28 protein-coding genes and 1 pseudogene are annotated in these 23,485 nt (G+C 57.3%); 14 read left to right on the top strand and 15 right to left on the bottom strand.

The window, feature by feature from the left end; translation table 11 throughout:
- The coding region (locus KGB27_RS13865) for a solute carrier family 23 protein (protein WP_317850707.1) at positions 1 to 299 on the bottom strand (299 nt) is incomplete at its 3' end.
- Between the two features lie 256 nt (positions 300 to 555).
- On the opposite strand from KGB27_RS13865, the gene KGB27_RS13860 reads away from it, so the two are divergent.
- On the top strand, positions 556 to 837 hold the full coding sequence (locus tag KGB27_RS13860; RefSeq protein WP_008037659.1) for a BrnT family toxin: 282 nt from the start codon (positions 556 to 558) through the stop codon (positions 835 to 837).
- A gap of 3 nt (positions 838 to 840) precedes the next feature.
- Positions 841 to 1,173 carry a BrnA antitoxin family protein gene (locus KGB27_RS13855; protein WP_192416865.1) on the top strand — a complete coding sequence of 111 codons (333 nt, stop codon included), beginning with the start codon at positions 841 to 843 and terminating at the stop codon, positions 1,171 to 1,173.
- Between the two features lies 1 nt (position 1,174).
- On the opposite strand, the gene KGB27_RS13850 is transcribed toward KGB27_RS13855, so the two are convergent.
- On the bottom strand, positions 1,175 to 2,002 hold the full coding sequence (locus KGB27_RS13850) for an arylamine N-acetyltransferase family protein (RefSeq protein WP_223554952.1): 828 nt from the start codon (positions 2,000 to 2,002) through the stop codon (positions 1,175 to 1,177).
- Between the two features lie 192 nt (positions 2,003 to 2,194).
- Here KGB27_RS13850 and KGB27_RS13845 point away from each other — a divergent pair, with 192 nt between their 5' ends.
- Positions 2,195 to 2,782 carry a GNAT family N-acetyltransferase gene (locus KGB27_RS13845; protein WP_223554950.1) on the top strand — a complete coding sequence of 196 codons (588 nt, stop codon included), beginning with the start codon at positions 2,195 to 2,197 and terminating at the stop codon, positions 2,780 to 2,782.
- Between the two features lie 30 nt (positions 2,783 to 2,812).
- Here KGB27_RS13845 and KGB27_RS13840 read toward each other — a convergent pair whose 3' ends face one another.
- From KGB27_RS13840 to KGB27_RS13830, 3 genes are all read right to left on the bottom strand, one after another.
- Positions 2,813 to 4,384, bottom strand: coding sequence for a GGDEF domain-containing protein (locus tag KGB27_RS13840; protein WP_223554948.1), 1,572 nt, complete (start codon positions 4,382 to 4,384; stop codon positions 2,813 to 2,815).
- A 64-nt stretch (positions 4,385 to 4,448) separates the two neighbouring features.
- Positions 4,449 to 5,240 carry an aldolase gene (locus tag KGB27_RS13835; RefSeq protein WP_008028340.1) on the bottom strand — a complete coding sequence of 264 codons (792 nt, stop codon included), beginning with the start codon at positions 5,238 to 5,240 and terminating at the stop codon, positions 4,449 to 4,451.
- Between the two features lie 16 nt (positions 5,241 to 5,256).
- The gene (locus KGB27_RS13830; protein WP_223554946.1) at positions 5,257 to 5,961 is read right to left on the bottom strand and encodes a haloacid dehalogenase type II; all 705 of its coding nucleotides are present in this window, start codon (positions 5,959 to 5,961) and stop codon (positions 5,257 to 5,259) included.
- A 107-nt stretch (positions 5,962 to 6,068) separates the two neighbouring features.
- Between KGB27_RS13830 and KGB27_RS13825 the strand changes: the two genes are divergently transcribed.
- A complete protein-coding gene (locus KGB27_RS13825; RefSeq protein ID WP_223554944.1) occupies positions 6,069 to 6,911 on the top strand; it encodes a LysR substrate-binding domain-containing protein in 843 nt (280 codons plus the stop codon).
- Positions 6,912 to 7,015: 104 nt separating this feature from the next.
- Here KGB27_RS13825 and KGB27_RS13820 read toward each other — a convergent pair whose 3' ends face one another.
- Together KGB27_RS13820 and KGB27_RS13815 are read right to left on the bottom strand one after the other, a co-directional pair.
- Entirely contained in the window at positions 7,016 to 7,807 is a 792-nt protein-coding gene (locus KGB27_RS13820; RefSeq protein WP_223554958.1) for a lipopolysaccharide biosynthesis protein, read from the bottom strand.
- Positions 7,808 to 7,942: 135 nt separating this feature from the next.
- Positions 7,943 to 9,688, bottom strand: a complete 1,746-nt coding sequence (locus KGB27_RS13815; RefSeq protein ID WP_223554942.1) for a murein L,D-transpeptidase — start codon at positions 9,686 to 9,688, stop codon at positions 7,943 to 7,945.
- A gap of 81 nt (positions 9,689 to 9,769) precedes the next feature.
- On the opposite strand from KGB27_RS13815, the gene KGB27_RS13810 reads away from it, so the two are divergent.
- From KGB27_RS13810 to KGB27_RS13785, 6 genes are all read left to right on the top strand, one after another.
- Positions 9,770 to 10,474, top strand: a complete 705-nt coding sequence (locus KGB27_RS13810) for a murein L,D-transpeptidase catalytic domain family protein (protein WP_008037670.1) — start codon at positions 9,770 to 9,772, stop codon at positions 10,472 to 10,474.
- A 115-nt stretch (positions 10,475 to 10,589) separates the two neighbouring features.
- A complete protein-coding gene (locus tag KGB27_RS13805; protein WP_223554940.1) occupies positions 10,590 to 12,281 on the top strand; it encodes a copper resistance system multicopper oxidase in 1,692 nt (563 codons plus the stop codon).
- Between the two features lie 10 nt (positions 12,282 to 12,291).
- The gene (locus tag KGB27_RS13800) at positions 12,292 to 13,203 is read left to right on the top strand and encodes a copper resistance protein B (RefSeq protein WP_223554938.1); all 912 of its coding nucleotides are present in this window, start codon (positions 12,292 to 12,294) and stop codon (positions 13,201 to 13,203) included.
- A 54-nt stretch (positions 13,204 to 13,257) separates the two neighbouring features.
- Positions 13,258 to 13,629, top strand: a complete 372-nt coding sequence (gene copC / locus KGB27_RS13795; protein WP_223554936.1) for a copper homeostasis periplasmic binding protein CopC — start codon at positions 13,258 to 13,260, stop codon at positions 13,627 to 13,629.
- A 3-nt stretch (positions 13,630 to 13,632) separates the two neighbouring features.
- A complete protein-coding gene (gene copD, locus KGB27_RS13790) occupies positions 13,633 to 14,568 on the top strand; it encodes a copper homeostasis membrane protein CopD (protein ID WP_223554934.1) in 936 nt (311 codons plus the stop codon).
- Positions 14,569 to 14,660: 92 nt separating this feature from the next.
- On the top strand, positions 14,661 to 15,446 hold the full coding sequence (locus tag KGB27_RS13785; protein ID WP_223554932.1) for a transporter substrate-binding domain-containing protein: 786 nt from the start codon (positions 14,661 to 14,663) through the stop codon (positions 15,444 to 15,446).
- Between the two features lie 60 nt (positions 15,447 to 15,506).
- Here KGB27_RS13785 and KGB27_RS13780 read toward each other — a convergent pair whose 3' ends face one another.
- On the bottom strand, positions 15,507 to 15,725 hold the full coding sequence (locus tag KGB27_RS13780; RefSeq protein ID WP_223554930.1) for a hypothetical protein: 219 nt from the start codon (positions 15,723 to 15,725) through the stop codon (positions 15,507 to 15,509).
- A gap of 32 nt (positions 15,726 to 15,757) precedes the next feature.
- On the opposite strand from KGB27_RS13780, the gene KGB27_RS13775 reads away from it, so the two are divergent.
- Both KGB27_RS13775 and KGB27_RS13770 read left to right on the top strand, forming a co-directional pair.
- Positions 15,758 to 15,994 (top strand): hypothetical protein, encoded by a 237-nt coding sequence (locus KGB27_RS13775; RefSeq protein WP_008037679.1) that lies wholly within the window; start codon positions 15,758 to 15,760, stop codon positions 15,992 to 15,994.
- Entirely contained in the window at positions 15,975 to 17,075 is a 1,101-nt protein-coding gene (locus KGB27_RS13770; protein WP_008037681.1) for an acyltransferase family protein, read from the top strand. The genes KGB27_RS13775 and KGB27_RS13770 overlap by 20 nt, the downstream gene beginning before the upstream one ends.
- 118 nt (positions 17,076 to 17,193) lie before the next feature.
- Here the strand turns inward: KGB27_RS13770 and KGB27_RS13765 are convergent, their stop codons facing one another.
- The 3 genes and pseudogenes from KGB27_RS13765 to KGB27_RS31575 all read right to left on the bottom strand — a co-directional run bounded on the left by KGB27_RS13765 (position 17,194) and on the right by KGB27_RS31575 (position 18,833).
- On the bottom strand, positions 17,194 to 17,856 hold the full coding sequence (locus KGB27_RS13765; RefSeq protein ID WP_223554928.1) for a hypothetical protein: 663 nt from the start codon (positions 17,854 to 17,856) through the stop codon (positions 17,194 to 17,196).
- Positions 17,857 to 17,954: 98 nt separating this feature from the next.
- Positions 17,955 to 18,074: pseudogene (locus KGB27_RS13760) on the bottom strand (site-specific integrase); the annotation flags it as partial.
- 348 nt (positions 18,075 to 18,422) lie between these two features.
- Positions 18,423 to 18,833 carry a 4-fold beta flower protein gene (locus KGB27_RS31575; protein WP_411736702.1) on the bottom strand — a complete coding sequence of 137 codons (411 nt, stop codon included), beginning with the start codon at positions 18,831 to 18,833 and terminating at the stop codon, positions 18,423 to 18,425.
- Between the two features lie 216 nt (positions 18,834 to 19,049).
- Between KGB27_RS31575 and KGB27_RS13755 the strand changes: the two genes are divergently transcribed.
- Both KGB27_RS13755 and KGB27_RS13750 read left to right on the top strand, forming a co-directional pair.
- On the top strand, positions 19,050 to 20,252 hold the full coding sequence (locus tag KGB27_RS13755; protein WP_223554925.1) for a hypothetical protein: 1,203 nt from the start codon (positions 19,050 to 19,052) through the stop codon (positions 20,250 to 20,252).
- A 252-nt stretch (positions 20,253 to 20,504) separates the two neighbouring features.
- A complete protein-coding gene (locus tag KGB27_RS13750; RefSeq protein ID WP_223554923.1) occupies positions 20,505 to 20,849 on the top strand; it encodes a hypothetical protein in 345 nt (114 codons plus the stop codon).
- 10 nt (positions 20,850 to 20,859) lie between these two features.
- Here the strand turns inward: KGB27_RS13750 and KGB27_RS13745 are convergent, their stop codons facing one another.
- From KGB27_RS13745 to KGB27_RS13730, 4 genes are read right to left on the bottom strand one after another with little or no spacing between them, the layout of a single operon-like run.
- Entirely contained in the window at positions 20,860 to 21,378 is a 519-nt protein-coding gene (locus KGB27_RS13745; RefSeq protein ID WP_223554921.1) for a lysis system i-spanin subunit Rz, read from the bottom strand.
- Positions 21,378 to 21,803, bottom strand: coding sequence for a cell wall hydrolase (locus tag KGB27_RS13740; protein WP_223554919.1), 426 nt, complete (start codon positions 21,801 to 21,803; stop codon positions 21,378 to 21,380). The genes KGB27_RS13745 and KGB27_RS13740 overlap by 1 nt, the downstream gene beginning before the upstream one ends.
- Positions 21,804 to 21,863: 60 nt before the next feature.
- Positions 21,864 to 22,373 (bottom strand): tail fiber assembly protein, encoded by a 510-nt coding sequence (locus KGB27_RS13735; protein WP_223554917.1) that lies wholly within the window; start codon positions 22,371 to 22,373, stop codon positions 21,864 to 21,866.
- A gap of 9 nt (positions 22,374 to 22,382) precedes the next feature.
- Complete coding sequence (locus tag KGB27_RS13730; protein WP_223554915.1) at positions 22,383 to 23,477, bottom strand: phage tail protein; 1,095 nt, start codon at positions 23,475 to 23,477, stop codon at positions 22,383 to 22,385.
- Positions 23,478 to 23,485 lie beyond the last annotated feature (8 nt).

Here is a 23,485-nt window from a genome sequence, read left to right as displayed (position 1 = left end):
ATCGCCACCATCGTCGCGACGCCCGAGAAGGACACGCCCTGCACCAGCGGCAACTGACAACCGAAAAACGGTAAACCGAGGGTCTGCAGCAATGTTGCCAAGCCCCCCGCAAACAATGAAGCAGCAATCAACAAACCGATGTCCGCCGGCGAGAGCCCGGCCGCCTGGCCGATGATCAAAGGCACCGCGACAATGCCGCCGTACATGGTCAGAACGTGTTGCAGGCCGTAAGCCATATTCGCGCCGACACCGAGGTTTTCGTCCTCAGGCCGTTGGTGTGAAACATGGGGCGTTTTCATGGTTGGGGGGTTCCCTGGTTTTTGTTATGCGCACACTGTATGCAAGACTCAGGACAAATGTCTATAGAGTTGTATACAACTCATCAGTCAGATTATGGACATGTGTCCATGCAGTCCTTTCCCTGCGCTGTTTCCCCCTCCAAAAAAACATTTGAAATACATCCTTCCTGCGCCTTCTCCCCCGCCCGCTAGTCTTTGGCATTCCAAGCGACCGCCGGCACGGACGCCTCTCGCTTATACATATAAAGTATGCATAATGAAGTCATTCGAGATTCAGTTTCACAAGGCAAAGAACGCAGCTAACAAATTAAAGCACCAAGGGATCAGCCTCGCGGAGACCGAGGCCGTGTTTTATGACGAGAGAGCCCTCTCGCTGGAGGACAACCATCACGATGAGCAGCGGTGGATCATCATGGGGCTGGATGCCAAAGGTCGATTGTTGGTCGTTGCGTACACCTGGCGCGAGCCGAATTTCGTTCGAATCATTTCCGCGCGCGTCGCTACCAAAAATGAACGGCGCCGATATCTGGAGGCTTGAACCATGAAAGACGAATACGATTTCAGTAACGCCAAACGCGGAGCGGTTGCCTCGAGCAAAGGCAAAACCCGCATCACCATCATGCTCGACGATGTCGTGTTAGACGCGGCGCGCCTCGCCGCCGAGAGCGAAGGTTTCGGTTATCAGACGGTGATCAACAACACCTTGCGCAAGGCCTTGCTCGACGATGGAAGCAAGAGCGCAGCGGCCATCCCGAACACCGCTGTTGTAAATGCCGGACATTTCAAAGAAGGGATAACGGCCGCTGAGCTAAAAAGCCTGGAAAAAAAACTATCGGAGGTGCTCAGTGAAATTCATCGCGTGATGAAGCCTTGAGCTACGCCGCCACGATCAACCGCGCAAGCACTTGTTTGAGCGTTGCGTGCTCCGGCACCCGAATCCCGAACTCGCGCCCCAGCAACCCGACCAGCTCATCCACATCCGTCACCTGCAGGCGTTCGCTCTCGCCGCCCATCCGGTGAATCGCAAAACTGCCGTTGTTGAGCGTGCGCCGCCAGCCTTCTCCCGTTCGCGCCACCATCAACTGCCTGGCAAAAGACGATTCGGGGTGGGTCGAGACGTACCAGTTGCCGACGGCGAAATCGATGTCTTCCTGCCGTTGCAGGTCGAAGATGTACATCGCCCGCCACTCACCCGCAACGTTGGCGCGCAAGGTGTAGCCATCGGCATGTTGCTCGATGCGATAGGGCTCGTGGGGCGTGCGCTGTTCGGCCGGGGTATCGAGCAGCAGCGGTGCCGTAGGCACCATGCCACCGAAGCCGACATCGGTGATGTAGCGCACGTCATCCAGGATGACCAGGCTCAAGCGGTGTGTCCTGGCCGTCCACGCGCCCTCGGGTTGGCCCATGACCACTCGGCCGGAGATGCCACGGGCATTGAAGCCCAGCGCCTGAAGCAGCGCCAGAAACAGATTGTTCAGTTCGTAGCAGTAACCACCACGACCATCGTGCAGGACTTTTTGCTCGATGGACGGCAGATCGATGAGCACTGGCTCGCCTGACAGCGTGGTGAGGTTTTCAAACGGGAATGCGCCGGTGTGACGCAGTTGCAGTTGACGCAGGGTATCCAGGGTCGGCGCCGGTGGCGCATCGAAACCCAGGCTTTGCAGGTACAACGCAAGATTGCTCAGGCGTGGCTCGCTCATTGCTCGGTCCTTATGCAGTGGCCGCAGATCTCTGTGCCGATGGCCGCCATGTATAAGGGATAAAACGGTACGACCGACAATTGATTTCACCAATCGCCACACGACGATTAGCCCTGCCAGTTGCGTCAGCCGTCGGAACTACGGCGTAATAGGCGCCCGACGCCTGCCTGATCTGCCGAGAAAATCGACATCATGGAAACACCGCTGGAAGGCAACAGAATCTGCCTGCGCCCACTGCAATACGCCGATGCCGATGCGCTGGTACACGCCGCCGAAGATGGCGAGCTGTGGAACCTGACTGTCACCGTCGTGCCCTCCCCGACCACGGTGCACAGCTACCTGAAAAAAGCCCTCGACGGACGGGATGCAGGCACTGTTCTGCCCTACGTCATCGTGCTCAAGGACACCGGCGAGGTCATCGGTTCGACGCGCTTCTGGAAAATCGACCAGCTCAATCGCAAGCTCGAAATCGGCAGCAGCTGGATCTCGGCCCGCTGGCAAAAAACCTTCGTCAACACCGAAGCCAAATACCTGATGCTGCGGTACGCCTTCGACGTGCTGGACTGCGTGCGGGTGCAGTTCACCACCGACGAGAACAATCAGAAGTCGCGCAACGCAATCCTCAGGCTCGGCGCGCAACAGGAAGGTATCGTGCGTCACGAACGGATCATGCCGGACGGACGCAAGCGCAACTCGGTGCGGTTCAGCATCATCGATGATGAATGGCCGATGGTACGTCAGCGGCTCGAACAAAAACTTGCCGACTACAGCCTTCGCTAATCCGCACAGACCGCTCGCGCCTGAGTCGTCTTAACGATCCGAGCGCATCAACTCCTCGATCCCGCCGTCGATGGACAGCACCGCCGAACGGTTTCGCCCTGAATGCTTGGCCTGATACAAGGCGGCGTCCGCACGCCCGATGAACACTTCGGTGCTGTCCAGCCGCGTGGGCACAAACGAATAGCAGCCAAGGCTGACCGTGACGAAACCGTTGGGCGAACCGCTGTGGCTGATGTTTTTGGCCATGACGGCGCGACGGATATGCTCGGCAATGAGCATCGCACCGTGAATATCGGTATCCGGCAGCAACACTGCGAACTCCTCACCACCGTACCGCACCGCCAGATCGGCTTTTCGATGGCAGCAACTCTTCACCGCCCGTGCCACTTGTGCCAGGCAATGGTCCCCCGCCACGTGGCCATAAGCGTCGTTGTAGCGCTTGAAGTAATCGATATCGAGCATGATCAGGCTCAATGAGCTCGACTGACGGATGCCACGGCCGAACTCGATGTCCAACGCCTGCTCGAACAGTCGGCGATTGGCCAGGCCGGTCAGGCTGTCGTGGGTCGCGATGAGCTTCAGCGCCTCCTTGGCCTTGCGCAAATCCGCCTCGACCTGCTCGCCGAGGCGAACCTGGCGCACGAACACCCAGCCGAACAAGCCAATGCCCAGCACGACAAGGGCAACGATGACGCTGGATCGAAACGCAGTGTCGTACCAACCCTTGAGAATCGAATCCCTGGACGATGCCGCCGACACCACCAGCGGATAGGCGTCGAGCTGTCGGTAGCCATACAACCGCACGGTGCCGTCGACCACCGAACGGAACGTTGCATTGCCGGAGGGCGCGTTGGGCAGCAACGTCTGAAAGATCTCGCCATTGGCCAACGACGAGCCAATCTGCGCTTCGACAAACGGCCGGCGCGCCAGCAACGTCCCGTCGGTCAGCCCCAAAAACATCGAGCCATTGTCATCAAGGCTGAAGCTTTTGAAGAACTGGTCGAAGTAGGACATCTTGATGCCGGCCAGCAACACGCCCTGGAAATGGCCGTTTTTATCGTTGATGCGCTTGGAGACGGGAATGATCCACTCGCCATTCTCACGACTGCGAATGGCCGGCCCGATGTGCGCCACGGACGATACGTTCTGCTGGTGATACATAAAGTATTCGCGGTCCGCCACGCCTCGACCACGAGGCAGATCCGCAAAAGAGGTCACGATCCACTGGCCCTTCTGGTCAAACAGCAAGATCCCGTGCAATTGATTCAGCGCCTGCACCCGCTGGGCGAACGTTTTCTGAAGACGTGGGCGCTGCGGCGGACCGTAGCCGTCGGCCTGAATCCAGTCAACCAGACTGGTCAACACCAGGTCGGCTTTCATGAAGGTGTCTTCGGCTTGCTGCGCCATGGCTCGCGTCAGGTTCGATGACGCCACTTCGGCCACGGCCAGATCGTGCCGGCGCGATTGCTCCAGTTGCAGGTAAAGCAAACCGCACAGGCACAGGCACACCACAGCAATGAACAGCATCGCTGCCTTGCGCAGCGGTAACCGTTTCAAAGCAACGCCAGTGGCGATGTGCGGGTCGTTTTGGAGATTAGGCAAAGCTCATCCTGCAAGGGTAAGGCATGGGCGAAGGCCCAAAACCCTTATATTTTGCGAGCTTAGTCTACGCCGTAGTGAGGGGCAATCGTCCTTTGGACAGTCTGCGCATCGCACTGTGCAAATGCGCCCGCGCGCTTTCGGCATCCCCCAGGCGCATTTGTTCGTAGGCGCGCCGGGCAATCGGCTCGGGCACAGGCTTGAGATCGCGCTGGGTCGCCATCGCCATCAGTTGCACCTGGGCGGCACGTTCGAGGTAATACAGATCATCCCACGCCTCGGCGATGGTCGGTCCGGCGACAATCACACCATGGTTTTTCAGAAACAGAATGTCGGCATTGCCCATGACACTGGCGATCCGGTCGCCTTCGGATTCATCGAGGGCCAGGCCGTTGTAGTCCTCGTCCACCGCCGTGCGGCCGTAAAATTTCAATGCCGTCTGCCCCAGCCACAACAGCGGTGGGCCTTGCAGCAAACATAACGCCGTGGCGTGAGGCATGTGCGTATGAAACGCCACTTTCACCCTTGGCAGCTGTTGGTGCAGGCGGGCGTGAATGTAAAACGCGGTCGCTTCAGGTTGCCCTTCGCCGGCCACGACATTGCCGTGAAAGTCGCAAACCAGAAGATTTTCAGCGCTGACTTCTTCGAAGGCATAACCGTAGGGGTTCACAAAAAACAGATCATCCCGGCCCGGCACCATCGCGGAAAAGTGGTTGCAGATCCCCTCCTCCAGACCGTGCAGCGCCGCGAGCTGGAAGCACGCTGCCAGTTCCGTGCGCGCGGTGATGGCCGCCTGCGAATCCAGATTCAGCTCGGTGTAACGGGTGGGACGGGAACCACCTGCAAGGGTGTGTGCCATGGCAATGACTCCGGGTTTACCAGCCAAGGGATTTGAACAAGGGCACGACTTGATCCAGCGTGTTTACTGTCGCATCGGGCTGGTAGTCCGGCAGCAATTGCCGACCGGTGCCGCGATCGACCCACACGCAGCGAAAGTGCATGTCCCGCGCGGCGGTGTGGTCCAGCGTCGGGCTGGCGCAGATGTGCACCACTTGATCACGTGTCACGCCCAGTTGCTCGTGAGCGTAGTCGAACAGTCGCGGATCCGGCTTGTAAGCACCGGCCTGCTGCGCGGTGATCACCCGATCGATGTGCCCGCCCAGTTGCGCAACGTTGCCGGCGATGATGTCGTCATCGGTGTTGGACACAATGCACAGCTTGAAACCCATCGCCTTGAGCCGGGCGAGGGTCTCGATCACTTCCGGAAACGGCGGCATCCGCGGGATCGCCGCGGCCAGGCGCAGACTGTCTTCGGGGGCACTCGCCAACGCCAGTTCTTCCAGGGCGAGATGCAACCCGCTAGTGCTCAACTCACGGAACGAGCGATGCGGCGGCATCTGTTCCAGCCGGTGTTCATGCCGGTCGTACACCTCGATCAGGCGATCGACATCAACGCTGTGATCCCCCTTGTCGCGCAAGATGTCCGCCACCACGGCTTTCAAGCCCTCATCCCACTGAATCAACGTGCCGTAGCAATCGAAGGTCAGCCACTTGGGGCGCGGGGTGATTGTGAGTGTCATGTTCGTTTCCTCTGAAGGGTGATCTTCAGGTTAAGAGCGATCAGTGATAGTGTGAAATTAAATTAATAACGACATGTCAGTGATAAATCGAATATCAAGAGGCCGCCATGCTCGATCTCGAATTGCTCAAGACCTTCGTTTGCGTGGCGGACGAAGGCAGCTTCACCCGCGCCGCCGAACGCGTGCACCGGACCCAATCCACCGTAAGCCAACAGGTGCGCAAACTCGAAGAACTGGTCGGGCATGCGCTGCTGTTGCGTGACCGAACCGGGCAGAACATCAGCGTGACCGAGCATGGCGAGATGCTGATTCACTACGCACGGCGCTTGCTGGCCCTGTCCTCGGAGGCAGTGGAAGCCTTGGCCAGCGACCTCGACCTGGAAATCCTGCGCATCGGCGTACCGGAAGATTTCGATGCCCGGCGCATAGCCGTGATCCTTGCCGGCTTCAACCGGGCCAGGCCTGAAGCGCGCCTGGAAACCGTCAGCGGCATGAGCACCGATCTCAAGCAAAAACTCGCGGCGGGCACCCTCGATATTGCCGTGGTCAAACGCGAACCGGACAGCGGCCCCTGCTGGGCGGCGTGGCCGGAAACGCTGGTGTGGGTCAAGGGTGCGGGGGTCGACTCGGCCAACGGGGTATTGCCCTTGGCCCTGTTCCCACAGGGCTGCATTTATCGGCAACGGGCGATCCGTCTGCTGGATGTGGCGCAGCGGCCCTGGCGCGTTGCGTTTGGCAGTCACAGCCTGACGGGCATTCAGGCGGCGGTGGCCTCCGGGTTGGGCGTGTCGGTGCTGCCCGCTTCGGCGGTGTTGCCTGAGCATCGCGTGTGCAGCGATCTGCCCGAACTGCCGCCGACCGAGTTGGCGCTGATCAGCCGGGAAGGCACGTTGACTGGATTGCAACGTGCCTTGGTGGCGTTTTTGCAGGAGGAGCTGGGCAAGGCATGAGCAAGAAGACTGCGTGCAGGTACCGAACGGTTGACACCGGTTGAAGCTCGCGCAAAAAAACGGGTGCCTCAAGAGCACCCACATTCATGAAGCACAGGTAATCCTTAGAGCATCCTGTCGACTTCATCCAACGTCACCCGGGGAATAAGTTCGCCAGGAATCCTTGAAGAGCCGGACAAGTTGTAAACCTGAAAATCATCATTCACGACGTACTTCGACAGGATTTTGAACGAGGGCAGAATTCTCGTAAAAAAATGCTGATCGAGCATGCACGGTGATGCGTCGGCATCATCTTCTTCATAAAAACGCCGCACTGACTGATTCAAGTCGACACCCACCAGAAACACCTTATTAAAACCTGCGTGGTAGGCAATTTGCAGCGCCAGATAGGCCACCGTGCGCGCATCAAAAAAGCCGCGCTTGAGGTTCTTGCTGAACCCCAGGGTTCTGTTGCGACCGTTTCCAAGCCTGCGACTTCTGATGAGTTCCTTATCACCCCTGAAGACCAGGTCACTCCAGGAAAGCTTGGGCGCCTTGGTCAGCAGGTACAGGTCCCCTTCGGGCATCACGGCCGAACGCCGGATGTGCTCTTCCCACACGACAACCCGTTCACTGAGGTGCATCCCCGCCGCCAGCAATTCGGGCTGCTCCCGGTAAAAGGCAATGTCGGTGCAGGCATAAAAGAACGGCTTGATATCGGTACCGATGAACTTCGAGATGGCCCCGTTCATGGTGATCATCGGAATGTCTGCGTAGTTCTCCAGCGGAAAATCCTTGGCGGTTGCCCCCGAGGCAATGATGAACACCGGCCCTTTTTGAATGTTGCGGCACTCATCGAGGTCATGCACATGAGGCAAACCTGCAATGGGTACCGAGTTTTCTGGCACAACATCCATCTTCACTGTCCCTGTTCCTTTGGGTCTTTTTCATTGTGGTAGTTTTCAACCATGGCGCAAACCGCGTCGCTGCAGCCGCTGCGGACTGGCTTCGCCGAATGAACAGGAACCGCCCTCAACAACTGTGGCGCCCTGCTACTCGCCAGTGCTTTTTTGCCCGGCCGCCAGCGCAGGCGGTCCTGCCTGCTGCCATTGCGGAGCAGGCAGTTCCGAACGCAGATTCAATCCCCGCAGAACCGCAGAGTCGTACCCGTAGACATCGGGCTTGAACATCACGCGACCATCATTACTCAGGTCCACCGTCCAGTAAGCCAACAGCACCGGCACCTTGACGGGAAGCCGGATGTTTTCAGTCTTGCCGTTGGCCAACTGCGCCTGGATCCCGGCGCTGTTCCAATGCACCGGATCGTTGAACAACAGCTCCACCAACTGCAGCGGGTTCTCGACCCGGATGCAGCCTGAACTGGTAGCGCGGCGAGATTGAGCAAACAACTCGCGATGCGGCGTGTCGTGCAGATAAATCGCGTATTCATTGGGAAACCGGATCACAACCTGGCCCAGCGAGTTGTCCGGTCCGGCATCCTGTCGCAGCGTAACGCCGCGCGGGTTGGACCAATCGACCGTCGATGGGTCGAGCAAGTTCCCTTCACGGTCAATGGGCTTGATTCGGTTGGCGGCAAGGTAGCCGGGATTTTTCTGAATCTTGGGCAGCATGTCCTTGACCAGAATGGTCGGGGGCACGGTCCAGGTAGGGTTGAACGTGACGTAAGTAATCTCTGACTGGAACACCGGCGTACTGCGAAACGGTTTGCCGACTTGCACACGAGAACGCCAGATCGGCTTGCCGTCGCGGTAGAGCGCAACTTTGTAACCAGCTATGTCAACGATGACAAAAGTGCCCTGAAGTTTGTACAGCAACCAACGCGCACGCTCCATGTTCACCCGAACCTGGTCGATCCGCGCATCAACCGACACATTCAACGCCGCGAGCGTCGCCGCCCCGGCGACACCGTCCGCGCCCAGGTATTGTTCGGCTTGATACTTTTTGACCGCCGCGGTGACGACAGCGTCGTAGTCGCTACGTGGTTTCAACTGTGGGGCCAGATAACCACCGGCCGCCAAACGGGCTCGCAGCTGCGCGACCGCAGGTTCGTCCATACCAGGCTTGAGCGACTTGTCTTCGGCAACCTTCGGCCAGCCACCCGCATCCCGGACCTTGCGCAGTTGTGCCAAACCCATGCGCAAGCTGCCATAAACCGCTTCTTGCGGTGGCGCTTGAGCAAATGCCCGGGCGACGTCATGGCTGTCGAGGGCGGCGAAGAAGGTGTTCACGTCTTCACGCGGATCGACGCCGACCGGGTCGAAATTCCAATGAATGTCCAGGCGCGAAGGGTCGACTTTGCCGCGCCGCAATTGCAGGAGCGCGGCGATGAACGTCCGCGTGGCGACGACATCGAAACTCGCCCGCTGCGCCGGGGTTTGCATCGACGCTCGTGCCTTGGCCAATTCATCAATATGAAAATCTGCCGGCTCCAGACCATCCGCTTGCGTGTTGCCCAGGCTTTTCAGCAACTGGGCGACATCACTGTCTTGTGTCCACGCTGCGCGATAGCTGCGATGCATATAGAAATCCATGACCACACGGTTGACGTCTACCCGTTGATGCCTGGGGGATGTGAGCAGCGGCGGAAACGCCGAAGCCAACGGCGCCAGCATGCTTTGAATCGTCTGACCGACGATGTCATCCACTGCAGCCTCACTGGCGTTGATAGATGTAGATGACTGCTCGATCGGCGAAGTTTGCGCAATCGCTGCACCGCTGATCAGAAAGCCCATAAAAAATACACGGCTTATGACGAATAACCTTGTTAACTGCCCCATGGATAATCCTTAATCTCCCGCATTCACCGGCTAGCCGCGCTCTCGCTGCTAGACTCGAAACAATCATGATGAGACACGCATATGGCGCTAGACCGCTTCGGCTTCCTAATTACGGCCCTGCTGCTGAGTTCAACGTCAGTCACGGCAGCCTACGCCGACTCACTTGAAGCCGCTTTGGTCAAAGCCGCTCCAAACGCTAACGCCAAGGTGATTGCACTGGCCGTCCGTGCCTCTCAATGCAGCTTGGCCCAAGGTGCCGCACCTGTCCAAAGACTTGCCGTCATCGATTACTCCCTGCCCTCCACCGAACAACGCCTTTGGGTGTTTGACCTTAAACAGCGCAAATTACTGTTTCACGAATTGGTTGCCCACGGTCGCAACAGCGGCGAGAACATGGCGGTCAAGTTTTCCAATCAAAACGAAAGCTTCGCCACCAGCCTGGGCTTGTATCGCACGCAGTCAAGTTACGTCGGGCAGAACGGTTATTCGTTGCGCATGGAAGGACTCGAACCGGGCTTCAACGACAACGCCTTCGACCGGGCGATCGTCATTCATGGCGCGCCTTATGTCAGCCCGGTGCTTGCACGGGCAAACGGGCGGATTGGCCGCAGCCTCGGTTGCCCGGCGGTACGGCCGGCGATTGCGCACAAGCTGATTGACTCGATGAAAGACGGCCAACTGTTGTTTTCGTACTACCCGGATCAGCGCTGGCTGAAAAAGTCTTCGTATATCAATTGCGGTAGCAGGACGGTGGCGTCGACCGCCAAGCCTTCCACCAACCGTTGAACACCACGTTGAAACTGTCAAAACTGTAATCCCCGCTTCAGTCTGCTGAAAGGCATCGCCCGTTAGCCTCGTCGTCAAGTTGTCTCCCAACTGACGGACCGGGAATAAAAACGGCATGCACTCCAACACTTCAAGACGCACCTTCGTAAAGGGGCTGGCCGCGGGCGGATTGCTCGGCGGCCTCGGGTTATGGCGCACGCCTGTGTGGGCGCTCCCCCGTCCTGGCGAACCGCAGATGCTCACCGGCAGCGATTTCGAGCTGTTCATCGGCGAAACCCCGGTCAACATCACCGGCAATCCGCGCACCGCGATGACCATCAACGGCGGCATTCCCGGCCCGCTGCTGCGCTGGCGTGAAGGCGACACGGTCACGCTGCGGGTGAAGAACCGGCTCAAGGAAACCACCTCCATTCACTGGCACGGCATTTTGCTGCCGGCCAACATGGACGGCGTGCCGGGCCTGAGTTTTCACGGCATCGAACCGGGCGGCGTGTACGTCTATCAATTTCAGGTCCGGCAGAACGGCACTTACTGGTATCACAGCCATTCGGGCCTTCAGGAGCAGTCCGGCGTTTACGGCCCGCTGGTGATCGACGCCAAGGAGCCGGAACCCTTTGAGTACGACCGCGATTACGTGGTGATGCTGACCGACTGGACCGACGAAGACGCGGCCAGCCTGATGAACACCCTGAAAAAGCAATCCGATTACTACAACTACAACAAGCGCACCGTGGGCGATTTCATCGACGACGTCAGCAAAAACGGTTGGGCCGCCACGGTCGCCGATCGAAAGATGTGGGCCGAAATGAAGATGAATCCCACAGACCTCGCCGACGTCAGCGGCGCCACTTACACCTATTTAATGAACGGCCAGGCGCCGGACTCGAACTGGACGGGCGTGTTCCGGCCAGGTGAAAAACTGCGACTGCGGTTTATCAACGGTTCGGCCATGACCTACTTCGACGTGCGCATTCCCGGCCTGAAAATGACGGTGGTCGCGGCGGACGGGCTGCATGTCAAACCGGTGAGCGTCGATGAATTCCGCATTGCGGTGGCCGAGACCTTTGATGTGATTGTCGAGCCGACGCAGGACGCTTATACCGTGTTCGCCCAGTCGATGGATCGCACCGGTTATGCGCGCGGCACGCTGGCGATGAAGGCGGGTTTGTCCGCGCCTGTGCCTGCACTCGATCCGCGACCGTTGGTGAGCATGGACGACATGGGCATGGGCGGGATGGATCACGGCAGCATGGCCGGCATGGACCACAGTGCGATGGGTGGCATGCAAGCGCATCCCGCGACGGAAAACGACAACCCGCTGGTGGACATGCAAGCCATGAGCACCTCGCCGAAACTCGACGATCCCGGCCTTGGCTTGCGCAACAACGGCCGCCGCGTCCTGACCTATTCCGACCTGCGCAGCACCTTCGAAGACCCGGACGGCCGCGACCCGGGCCGCACCCTCGAACTGCACCTCACCGGCCACATGGAAAAGTTCGCGTGGTCGTTCAACGGCGTGAAATTCTCCGATGCCGAACCGCTGCGCCTCAAGTACGGCGAGCGCGTGCGCATCGTGCTGGTCAACGACACGATGATGACCCACCCCATCCACCTGCACGGCATGTGGAGCGACCTCGAAGACGAGAACGGCGAGTTCATGGTGCGCAAACACACCATCGACATGCCCCCCGGCTCCCGACGCAGTTACCGGGTGACCGCCGACGCACTCGGCCGCTGGGCCTATCACTGCCACCTCCTGTACCACATGGAAATGGGCATGTTCCGTGAAGTTCGCGTGGAAGAATGAGGCGCTACCCATGACCAGACTTACATCGATTTTTCTCGCCGTTTGCACAACGGGCCTGACGCTTTCTTCGGCGAGCGCCGCCACCAGCGACATGCAGAACATGGATCACAGCCAGATGCCGGGCATGGATCATGGCCAGATGCAGGGCATGGACCATAGCCAGATGCAAAGCATGGACGACGGCCAGATGCAGCCCGCCGCACCCACTGAAAGCCGCACGCCGACCCCGCCGCTGACCGATGCCGACCGCGCCGCCGTGTTTGTCAGCCCCGGCGGCCATAACGTGCATGATTCTGCACTCAATCACTACTTCCTCGCCGACAAACTCGAATGGCAGGACGCCGACGACGGCAGCGCGCTGGCCTGGGATTTATCGGGATGGATCGGCGGTGATATCGATCGCCTGTGGCTGCGATCCGAAGGCGAGCGCAGCAACGGCAAAACCGAAGACGCGGAAGTCCAGGCGCTATGGGGTCACGCGATCTCGCCGTGGTGGGATGTGGTGAGCGGCGTGCGCCAGGACTTCAAACCCGGCGCCCCGCAAACCTGGGCCGCGTTCGGCGTGCAAGGCATGGCGCTGTACAACTTCGAAGCCGAAGCCACGGCGTTCATCGGCGAAGGCGGCCAGAGCGCGGTGCGGCTGGAAGGTGACTACGACATCCTGCTGACCAACCGGCTCATTTTGCAGCCGACCGCCGAGCTGAACATTTACGGCAAAAACGATCCGCAGCGGGGCATTGGTTCCGGGCTCTCCAACACCGAAGCCGGACTGCGGTTGCGCTATGAAATTCGCCGGGAAATCGCCCCCTACATCGGCGTGACCTGGAACCGCACCTACGGCAAAACCGCCGATTTCGCCAAAGATGATGGCGAGGATCGCAGTGAAGCACGCGTCGTTCTCGGCGTTCGGCTGTGGTTCTGATCGCACTCACATCACCATCAAAAAAAACCGCTTCGAGCGGTAAAGAGGCCTTGCATGCGCACAATGAAAACCACCGCTGTTGTCATCGGCTTGCTCATGAGCACACTGGCTCAGGCGCACCCGAAACTGCTCTCCTCCACACCGGCCGAAGGTGCGGATGGCGCGGCACCGAGCACGATCGAACTGCACTTTTCCGAAAGCCTCATGACCCAGTTTTCCGGCGCGAAACTGGTCATGACCGAAATGCCAGGCATGGCGCATTCCCCGATGTCGATGAAAGCCAAAGTCACCGGCGGCAGCGACCCGAAAACCATGCTCATCACCCCGCTCTCGCCGTTGCCCGCCGGCAGCTACAAAGTCGAATGGCGCGCGGTGTCTTCGGACACTCACCCGATCACCGGCAACGTTACGTTCAAAGTGAAGTGATTGATGAGCGACTGGGTCAGCATTGCACTGCGGTTTGGGTTGTATGTGGATTTGATGGTGCCGTTTGGGCTGGGTTTGTTCGGGCTCTACAGCCTTGCGGGCCGGGAGCGGGTGTCCGGGGCGGTGCTGCCGTTTCGGCCGATCCTTCAGGTGACGGCCGCGTTCGGCGTGCTGTTGTCCGTGGCGGGCATGCTGACGATGGTGAGTGCGATGAGCGGAGAGTCGGACTTCACCGAGCTGCGCCCGCATGTCCAGATGATGGTGTTCGAGACGGATTTCGGGTTGGCCTGGGCAGCGCGCATCACCGTGCTGGTTATCGCCGGTTTGGCGGTTACGCTCAATGACCGTGCGCCGGGATTCAGCCTGCTGATTGCGTCTTTTGCCGGCGCTATCGCCTTGGCCAGCCTGGCCTGGAGCGGTCATGGGGCGATGGACGAAGGCAGCCGTCGTTATTGGCATTTTGCGATGGATATTCTGCATCTGCTGGCGGCAGGCGCGTGGCTGGGTGCGCTGGTAGCGTTTGTGCTGATGGCGAAAATCAACGCGCTGAAAACCGCAGAGCGCATCAGGTTACTGGCTCGGGCCGTCGCTCGATTTGAATCGGTGGGCGCGGTGATCGTGGTCATCATCACGGTCACGGGCATCGTGAATTACCTGTTCATCGTCGGGCCGAAGCTTGATGACTTGTTGCTAAGTACCTATGGGATTTTGCTGTTTATCAAAGTGGGGTTGTTTGCCGGGATGCTGGTGCTCGCCGCGTTGAACCGGTTTCACCTTGGGCCGTTTCTGGAGCGGTCGTTACGGGAGGGGAAATACGAAGTTGCCGCCAACGCGTTGCGACGCAGCATGGTTGTTGAGTTGGCGCTCGCGGTGTTGATTGTGGGGCTGGTGGCCTGGTTGGGAACGCTGAGTCCGGAAATGGAGGCCGCTGCGCAATAGCCAATCGGGCAGCAGAATCCGAAGTACTTATAACCATCAGCAGGAAAAATTAAGTACTCTCAGCCCCAATCCATCACGGAAGTCGGGTACACATGAAAACCAATAAATGCACAGTAATACTCGGTAGCCTGCTCGCAGTATCGTTCGGCGCCCAGGCCGAACAATCGCACCTGGACAGCGTCATTCAGCAAGGCCAACTACGCGTGTGCACCACGGGCGATTACAAGCCCTACACGTTCAAAGCCGAGAACGGCGAATACTCGGGCATCGACATCGCCATGGCCCGCTCGCTGGCCGACAGCCTTGGCGTCAAGGTCGAGTGGGTACCGACCACCTGGAAAACCCTGATGCCCGACATGCTGGCGGGCAAATGCGACATCGGCATGGGCGGGATCTCCGTCACCCTGGAACGGCAGAAAAAAGCCTTCTTCAGCACCACGCTGGACGTCGACGGCAAAATCCCGTTGGTGCGCTGCGAAGATCAGGCGAAGTATCAGACCGTCGAGCAAATCAACCAGCCTTCGGTTCGCTTGGTCGAACCGGCCGGCGGCACCAACGAAGCGTTCGTTCACGCCTTCCTGCCCAAGGCGCAATTGAGCCTTCACGACAACGTGACCATCTTCCAGGAGCTGCTGGACAAGAAGGCGGATGTGATGATCACCGATGCGTCGGAGGCGTTGTATCAGCAAAAACTCAAACCCGGTTTGTGCGCGGTGAATCCAGGCCAGTACATGCAGTACGGTGAGAAAGCTTATTTATTGCCGCGAGACGACATGACGTGGAAGTTGTACGTCGATCAATGGCTGCACCTGGCCAAAGTGACGGGCAACTACCAGAAAGTTTTAGGCCAGTGGATCGCCACGCCCGAGACTAAATAGGCTTATTTCAGGTAACAGCTGGGCGAACAGGCAACGGCAGGATTACCGCGCCGTTGCCGGTCAGTCGTCGTGCAACAGTCCCGAACCGTATTCACCGAAGCTGCTGCCCAATGCACTGCCATGGAAGTTCAGCTGACTGTGGCTATTGGTCGGGCCAGGACCGAAGCCGGCGGACGGCTCGAGGTCTTCTGAATAGTCGTTATGGGTGCTGACGCCCGAACAGCCGCTCAACAGCAGCGCACCACCGATCAGCAAGACTTTGAAGAGGTTCGAGATCATTTTTCAGGTTCCCTGTGGCCGGAGGTGGGGTGATGCAATCTTCAGTGTCCATCCTAGGCTGCGAACCCGGCAGCATCGTGAAACTTCACGCAGCGACAGCATTTGTTCAGGTATTCCGATTTCCCGAGCCCTCCAAAAAGGCTGTGGACGGTGGTGTTCGCAAGTTCGACAGGCTGCTGCAGCTGCTAAGCTCTGCGTTCAGTGCCCGCACAAAAAACAACATCCGCCGCGAGAGAAAGGAAGCATTGAATGAGTGGAATCACCGTTGATGACAAACATCGTCTTGCCCTGGTTGACGCATTGCGCTGTTTTGCATGCTTCTGGGTGGTTCTGTTTCATTTATCCGAAGGAAATCACATCCCAACCCTGCTGGCAGCCATTCCAGGCTGGTTGAAATACATGGTCTTTGACGCAGGCCATTTGGGAGTGCCTATATTTTTCGTACTAAGCGGCATTGTCATGGCGACCACGACATCCCGGGTGCCAATGAATAACGTGAACGCCACAAACTTTGTGGCACGTCGCCTGGTACGCCTCGCCCCTCCCTACTACGCCGCCATTGCACTGGGCGTGGCCGTGATCGCCGTAAAACACATGCTTGGGCAACCCGGAATCGAAATCCCCGGCGTGACGGCCATACTCGCCCACGTGCTGTTTCTCCAAGATTTCCTTGGCATCAGAAACATCATCACGGTGTTCTGGACCCTGTGTATCGAGGTGCAGTTCTACATCTTTTTTGCGGTGCTGCTGTGGTTAGCCGATCGTGCTGGAGAGGGTGTAACACCCAAGCGTCGCAACCTCTGGATTTGGGGCAGCGCATTGCTGGCGCTGCTGTGGCCCGCCGGGATAATTCATGCGATAGGCTGGAAAGGCGGATTTATTGCGTTCTGGTTCAGCTTCATGGCCGGGGTGCTGTGCGCTCAAACCCTGAGCGGCACTAAACAAAGCCATTACATCGCCATTGGTTACTGTGCATTGGCGCTTGTTATCGGTCTTGCAACTAAAAACTCATTCACCATTGCTGCCGGGTTGACGGGCTTACTGTTCTGCTTCCTGGTTAATCGCTCCACCACGCTGGGTTTTATATCCAGCTACCCCGTGCAGAAAATTGCCCTGATTTCCTACAGCCTGTACTTGTTCCATTCTCCTGTGACCGGTTTCTTCATGCGCGTTTACCGGGCTTTCATGCCAACCGGCCTTTTCTCGGATGCACTGGCCGCCGTCCTGATCATTGCAACGTGCATCGCATTCTCGGCCATGGCCTATCTATTGTTCGAACGTCCCGCCATCGCGTGGAGCAGACGCATCAAGTTCAAGCGGCCTGATGCCGTCGTTCTGAATCGTACGTAAAGTCAGGCCAACCTGAGTCGCCCGCTCGCGGTCACAGACAGGGCTTGTCGGTGGTAGTGAACTCCAGAAATGAAAAAACCTCGCTTTGGCGAGGTTTTTTACATAACAAGGATCGACGTCAGAAAGCCTCGACAGGCTTCTTGGCCTGCTGAGCCATTTTGTGCTCATCGAGTTTCGGGAAAGAAAATTTGATGATGATCATGGACTCATCGCCCTCACCAGAAACAATCAAATCAGCCCCTCGAATGTTGTCAGGCGCTGATGCCACCACGCTATGAGCGCTAGAAGCACCACTGGCCGAGGTAATTCCTTCAAAAAAGGTGTAGGTCAAATCGTTGGCGGCCAAAGCAACACTCTCGTAATTCGAGAGCTTGGCGGCGTATTCATCTTTGTTTTTTACTTTGCCTGCGAGATCAACAAGGTCCAACACCGATTTCCCATCAGTCAGTGCAAGCAGACCAAACGTCTTGGAAAGAGCGCCAATTGACCGTGCGAACACATCGCGATCGTAGGGCGTAAACAGCGAAACAATAACCAGTTTGTCACCACTGAAAACTAGACTCGCTGTGAATTTATGATCGATAAAACCCACATCGTCGAGACACCTTGCAGTAGCTCCCACATCTGCTGAGCAGTCATAGAAGCCCGCGGCCTCGGTGTAATTCGCGAGAGGACTGTCATAGGCGTAACTTTTAAACAGGTTGTCACTGGCAAGAGCACTCTGCATTCCAGTGATAGCTCCCATAGAGGCTAGCGCTATGGCAAAAATTCTTTTTGGCATGGACTCCCTTCCTAAACGCACATCGAAATTGATAGCCAGATGCTATCAGGTGCGTATCAGATCTGTCTTCCTCAATCCCGGAGCGTCACGCCTCCAGCCTGCTTGCGGTCGAAAGTCTGGCTTTCCTGATAAACTGTGCGCCCGTCCCTATTGATCCGTATCTGCGCCGTGTAGGCCGTCGAGTTGTCCTTGCGCTTGCGTGATGTGATCGTGCCCATTTCCAGTTGCTACCTGCGGAATTCGCTTGCTACTTCATGGCAATCGACGTTCAACAACAAGGAAAATGGGTAAAAACCGCCGTATAAAAGATCAGTACCAATGACCGTCGAAAAACCTGAAGCACCCGTAACGACTAGCCTTTCGCGCTCTGAGCCTTCCCGCCGCTTCAGTGTGGCGCCGATGATGGATTGGACAATCTCATTCTGAAAGCCTTACAGACTAAGCCTTTCATGCCATCTGCTTTTTCAGCGTACCTCTTTCGTACCACCGTTCGCGCATTTCCAGCTGTCGCTTGCAAATTTTGACGCGGCCCGAGATTTTCTTTGAATGCACCCTTAGCCGATGGCTCACCCCAAAAAAAACACGTCACCACTTAGTGGTGACCACGATGTTGTTCTCGCTGGTTTAGCTGGACGAGCCTGACGAGCACCGCGTGCAGGCCTAGCTTGTCGGGCCCCCCTCGCTGGACGAGCATGCCGCGCAGGGCGGGATGGCCCACCGCCACAACTCGGAGTGAAAAGCACAGCATGACCATGCGAGTCGCGAATCCACCCATCGATGAACCACCCGAGATGCGCCCCCGAGTAAGCATAGATGGACTCATCTGAAATCCAGGCCACCGGCCTTCCGCTATACAGGTAAATAGCAGGGTGTTCCTGCTCGTCATCAAACCAGGCCACCGCCCGGCCCTGTCGATCATAGAAAGTCACATAAGCCACAAGACTGCCCCTCTCCTTCCGAAACGTGATCCGAAGCATAGCTCGGCAATGAGCATTAGATACGCGGATCACACATCACCTGGCGGTACGATTCAATCAGTGGATTTCAGGCAGTCAGAACGCACAACCGGATTGACACTCGCCTCTGAAGCCGGTGACTATTCGCAACCCCTTATGCATGGACCGCCCATGAGATCCCGAGACATCTTCACCCCTGGCCGATTCCCAAGCCACACTTTCGTCGACGACCATCTGTTGACCAAGAAAACAACGCTCGAAAATGCCTTGGACACTGGGTCCATGCTCATCTCCGTATCGGGCCCCTCTAAATCCGGAAAAACCGTATTCATTGAACAGTCAATCGGCAAGGACAATATTGTTCAGGTAACGGGCGCGGGCATCACATCCGTGGAAGGGTTGTGGAAAAGGGTTTTTGATTTGCTGGGCACAGATTTAGCCCTTACGAAGACAATAACCGCCGCCACTACAAATGGATTCAGCGGCAAGGGGAGCGCTGACGCTAGCATTTTAGTTGCAAAAGCCAGCGCAGAAATAAGCGCCACCCACCAGTCGACAGATAGTGAAGCCGCTACACTTGATAACACTACCGACTATTTGCAACTGCTAATTGATGAGTTCGCAGGCAGCGACACCACTATTTTTATCGATGACTTTCACTACATTCCACGTGAAACTCAATCAGAAATCGCGAAGCAAATTAAAGAAGCAATACGTAGCGACGTTAAATTTATTGTCGCGTCGGTACCCTACCACGCAGACGATGTAATTCGCAGTAATCCAGACCTCCGAGGACGCATCGTATCCATCGACTTTGGCTACTGGCAATTAGGGCATTTGAAGAAAATTGCGGTGAAAGGGTTTACCGCTTTGGGCGTCACATTTGACGCGGCGATGATCCAGACACTGGCTGAACAAGCAGCGGGCTCCCCCCAGCTCATGCAGTATCTTTGCCTGAATGCTTGCTATGCCATTGGTGTACGAGAAGCAACAACCCAAACAAATAAGTTGCCTCACAACAAAAAGCTTCTTGAAACTATTTGCAAAAGCACTGTTCTTTCAACGGACTATAGTTCAGTAGTCGAAAAAATGATGGAGGGGCCTCGAATTCGAGGTTCCGATCGCATTAGCCATCCGCTGAAAGACGGAACAAACGGCGACGTTTATTCAATTTTAATCCGGTGCTTAGCGCTAGATCCTCCACAACTAACTTTGCGGTACGACGATCTTGTATTGCGGGTAAAATCCATTTGCATGAATCAGACGCCTAGCGGCTCCAGCATCACAGGAGCATGCAGCCACATGGCAAGAATTGCTAACGATGCTGCAGGCGAGAACATTATTGAGTGGGACGGGGATAACGATGTCCTCGACGTTCGTGACCCTTACTTGCTTTTTTATATTCGATGGGCAGAGCTTTTCGAACAGGACGCCAACTGAACAAACCACACGCCAATTGTGTTGGAGTACTAACGCAAAAAAGCCCTACACCCCCGGTTAGCAAGGGGTGTAGGGCACATTTGACAATTCACGATCAACGTTCACTTGGCATTAAAAGGCATTGGTTGGCGTACGGTTTGCCCCATTTTTGCCCCACCTGCATTTCTCCCTCCCGCAACTCGTCGCCGCACCCTCGCCCTTCGAAAGCATCTCGATTACTGTATATGCAAACAGTATCAATGAGGCGGCACCGTGGAACCGTATGAAATAGAAGACACCAGCGACTGGCTCGGTTGCCCGACAGAGCTGGAAACCTGCCGGCAATTTCTGCGGATGGCAGAAAACGAGATTCAGGAACTGAACCTGCAGCTGCGTAAAGCTCGCGAGGATATCTTCGGCCTGATCCAGATGCATGCCGACGCAATTGCTCAGAGAGACGAAGCCATGGCCAATCTGCGCACACGATCCGGAGAGTCGGCGACACTTCGAAAACAACTGTATGACCTGGATATTTCTGCGAGATCCCACCATCGCGAAGCTGAGCGGCTTCGCGGAATACTCGATGGCATCACTCCCCAGCCGAAAACCATCATCTGACCACCAGCAATCAGCGCGAAATTTCCCGCACATAAGCCTGGCACGCCCTCAGCGCAATCAATCCCTGATCACCGGCGTCGGTGATGGCGACAATTCTTTGAGCATGCGCCGGGTCAAGTCGGGCGCGTGTTCCTCCATGAACCACGCTGCCGGCGGTGGTACCGGCTGACACTGAACCGCCACCGGCTGAATCCGTGGCGTCGAGAAGGACTGACAGCCGCAAATCAGAAGTGGCAAGACGATCGCGCAGGCGACCTTGATCACGCTGGGCATCGCTCAGCTCCTTGTAGTGGGATTGTTCGCTGGCCGCCAGCCGCTGCTCGAGCGCAAGCCGCTTATCCTGATCGGCCCGCATCTGATCAGCAGCTGCATTGCTGATGGCGGTCAGGTCATCCTTGTGCAGCCCAGCCTGCTCGGCGAGCTGCTTTCCATAGCGCCAGTCCTGCACCTTCCACGCGCCGGCGGCGCTACCGCCCATCAACATCGCGATCAGCACCAGCAGAGCTATCAGCTTCTGCATCGGCGTCATCACGGCACATCCTTGAAGAAGACGTGACCACCAATCTTCACCGTCTGTTTGGCACCCTTCGTCCAAGTGGGCGCCTTCATCACCGCAGGGGCGTAGTAGTGCGTGGCACCGCCGGTAGGATCCGGCACATTCCCATCAATCACCTGGTCAGCCGCGATCCGGGCCTGCGCTAGCTCGCGGAATGGGATCTGCTTTGCACCACTCAGAGAGGCATAGTTCGGATCGTTCCTGTTCCAGCAACTGAACTGGTACGGCTTCTGGCACACACCGGCGTAGCCTTCACCCCACCATGATTTGTCCTTGCCATCGTTCACTCGGTTGCGGATGGTCCAGGCCACGGCGACCCGCCCGGCCAGGCTTTCGCCACGCGCCTCACCCCACAGCGTACGAGCGAGGATGTCGCGATCTTTATCAGTAACCAACATTACTTTTCTCCAGGCGAAAAAAAACCTGCTTCAAGCAGGCCCGCTGTCAAACACCGAAGGTCACGAAGGCTGGGGGGGCCAGTCAATGTTCTGCGGAAAACTTGGCTGGTCGGTGATGCGATTCACAGCCACGCGGTATTGCTTCCATAGCCTCAACTTGTCGGCGTCTGCCGCTGTGGCATCGCCAAGGTCAACGGCATCTTGAAGAGGCGCAATGCGCAAGCCAGCAGTGAACAGAAAACTGTCTCGCTTGCCGAATGCAGCGGAAGCCAACTCAGCAGATGTCGGCGGCGGCGGCTCAGCAGTTGCACCAACCGGCACACACACACCGAGATCCTCTATGACATAACGCTGCGGGCCATCGGTGTAATAAGAAGTGCCGCGAAAGTCATCAACGACGGCCCACACATCGCCCTTACGGATGACGGCCTCGTTTTCGCCAGGCAAAGGCGGTGCATCTAAGTAAGCATGCGCCGGGATCAACCAGTTCCCTTCTTCCAAAGGATCAGCGTCCGCCAGGCTTTCGCCCATGAACTCACCAGTAACAGGGTGTGCGTTATAGATTTTCATTTTCTCACCTTAAATTTTGATGCAGTACAGCAGCGCAACGTTGCGCGCCCGGGTTTCGTTTGCAGTGCGCGGCGTCCCGTTTGTACCGTCACTGATAGGTGCACGTACCGCATCGACAATCGGGCCTTGGTTGTTCCCGGAGTTCGTATGCTCGGTGTAGGCGTTGCCGCCTGAACCGACGGTCGTAGAGGCGTTGTAAAACATGGAGTGCCAATGCCCTTGGAACGCATCGAGCTGCAAGGAAGCAAATGCCCGAGCAACGTCGATACCACGACCGTCATCCCACCCCCTGATAACTTCGGCTCGCAAATCGGGCAGGTTGAATGTTGTCGATCCATCACCAGCACCAAATGTGATGCTGATTGCCGCAAACAGCGAAGCGTAAGTTGTGCGCGAAACAGCTGCGCCGTTCGCCTTCAACCATCCTGTCGGTGCCACGTTGGCCGCATAAGGCAGCACGAACCCTGAAGGCACAGCACTGCCGGATGGCAGCGGATCGAGAACGATAAAGTCTGTTCCGTCATACAAAACGTCTGCGATTTGGTTTGCGGCAATAACTGCCACGATCTTGTTGCCAGTCGAATCGTACTGTTTTAGGTTCTTTGCACCTTGGCCGGATACGTTCAGTGTCCCGTTTGTAGGGGCAGCTGCGTTGAACTTCACACTAAAGCGCAGGGGCGTTGCATAAGCCGTGACGGCTGGTGATGGCGTCAGCGTGAACGCCGGCGCGACACCTGCGGTAGTGAAAGCTGTTAGGGTTTGATTCTGGACCGCAGTAGCAAGCCCCTTTGGGGAAACCACGACTGCGCCGTCCGTACCAGCGTCCACTTGCTGCTGCGTCGCTCGCTTTACCAGGCCAAGAACGGTTTCAGTCGCCTCAGGTGTCGCCACGTCTAACATAGAGCTGATGGCCTGCAACAACTGAGCGTTATTGTCTTCGTCAGGCGTGAGGCCTGCGCCCTCGATCACGTTTAAAACTTCGAGGGTGATCGAGTTCCCCCATGCCGCCGGGATCAACGAACCGGGGGTTCCGGTCAGCGAATCCTCATCAATAAACTTGCCATCAACCAGCCCTGCGCTGGGTACACTTTTCGGAAAATCCACGTTCTTAC

This window comes from Pseudomonas sp. BF-R-01 (assembly GCF_019946615.1).
GTDB classification, from domain to species: domain Bacteria; phylum Pseudomonadota; class Gammaproteobacteria; order Pseudomonadales; family Pseudomonadaceae; genus Aquipseudomonas; species Aquipseudomonas migulae.
Note: the sequence above shows the minus strand (reverse complement) of the source record. Positions and strands in the feature narration are given on the sequence as shown.

Coding starts and splice junctions, on each gene's coding strand:
- KGB27_RS13860 (WP_008037659.1), top strand. CDS start 556: ATGAAGTCATTCGAGATTCAGTTTCACAAGGCAAAGAACGCAGCTAAC.
- KGB27_RS13855 (WP_192416865.1), top strand. CDS start 841: ATGAAAGACGAATACGATTTCAGTAACGCCAAACGCGGAGCGGTTGCC.
- KGB27_RS13850 (WP_223554952.1), bottom strand. CDS start 2,002: ATGAGCGAGCCACGCCTGAGCAATCTTGCGTTGTACCTGCAAAGCCTG.
- KGB27_RS13845 (WP_223554950.1), top strand. CDS start 2,195: ATGGAAACACCGCTGGAAGGCAACAGAATCTGCCTGCGCCCACTGCAA.
- KGB27_RS13835 (WP_008028340.1), bottom strand. CDS start 5,240: ATGGCACACACCCTTGCAGGTGGTTCCCGTCCCACCCGTTACACCGAG.
- KGB27_RS13830 (WP_223554946.1), bottom strand. CDS start 5,961: ATGACACTCACAATCACCCCGCGCCCCAAGTGGCTGACCTTCGATTGC.
- KGB27_RS13825 (WP_223554944.1), top strand. CDS start 6,069: ATGCTCGATCTCGAATTGCTCAAGACCTTCGTTTGCGTGGCGGACGAA.
- KGB27_RS13820 (WP_223554958.1), bottom strand. CDS start 7,807: ATGGATGTTGTGCCAGAAAACTCGGTACCCATTGCAGGTTTGCCTCAT.
- KGB27_RS13815 (WP_223554942.1), bottom strand. CDS start 9,688: ATGGGGCAGTTAACAAGGTTATTCGTCATAAGCCGTGTATTTTTTATG.
- KGB27_RS13810 (WP_008037670.1), top strand. CDS start 9,770: ATGGCGCTAGACCGCTTCGGCTTCCTAATTACGGCCCTGCTGCTGAGT.
- KGB27_RS13805 (WP_223554940.1), top strand. CDS start 10,590: ATGCACTCCAACACTTCAAGACGCACCTTCGTAAAGGGGCTGGCCGCG.
- KGB27_RS13800 (WP_223554938.1), top strand. CDS start 12,292: ATGACCAGACTTACATCGATTTTTCTCGCCGTTTGCACAACGGGCCTG.
- copC (WP_223554936.1), top strand. CDS start 13,258: ATGCGCACAATGAAAACCACCGCTGTTGTCATCGGCTTGCTCATGAGC.
- copD (WP_223554934.1), top strand. CDS start 13,633: ATGAGCGACTGGGTCAGCATTGCACTGCGGTTTGGGTTGTATGTGGAT.
- KGB27_RS13785 (WP_223554932.1), top strand. CDS start 14,661: ATGAAAACCAATAAATGCACAGTAATACTCGGTAGCCTGCTCGCAGTA.
- KGB27_RS13780 (WP_223554930.1), bottom strand. CDS start 15,725: ATGATCTCGAACCTCTTCAAAGTCTTGCTGATCGGTGGTGCGCTGCTG.
- KGB27_RS13775 (WP_008037679.1), top strand. CDS start 15,758: ATGCAATCTTCAGTGTCCATCCTAGGCTGCGAACCCGGCAGCATCGTG.
- KGB27_RS13770 (WP_008037681.1), top strand. CDS start 15,975: ATGAGTGGAATCACCGTTGATGACAAACATCGTCTTGCCCTGGTTGAC.
- KGB27_RS13765 (WP_223554928.1), bottom strand. CDS start 17,856: ATGCCAAAAAGAATTTTTGCCATAGCGCTAGCCTCTATGGGAGCTATC.
- KGB27_RS31575 (WP_411736702.1), bottom strand. CDS start 18,833: ATGCTTCGGATCACGTTTCGGAAGGAGAGGGGCAGTCTTGTGGCTTAT.
- KGB27_RS13745 (WP_223554921.1), bottom strand. CDS start 21,378: ATGACGCCGATGCAGAAGCTGATAGCTCTGCTGGTGCTGATCGCGATG.
- KGB27_RS13740 (WP_223554919.1), bottom strand. CDS start 21,803: ATGTTGGTTACTGATAAAGATCGCGACATCCTCGCTCGTACGCTGTGG.
- KGB27_RS13735 (WP_223554917.1), bottom strand. CDS start 22,373: ATGAAAATCTATAACGCACACCCTGTTACTGGTGAGTTCATGGGCGAA.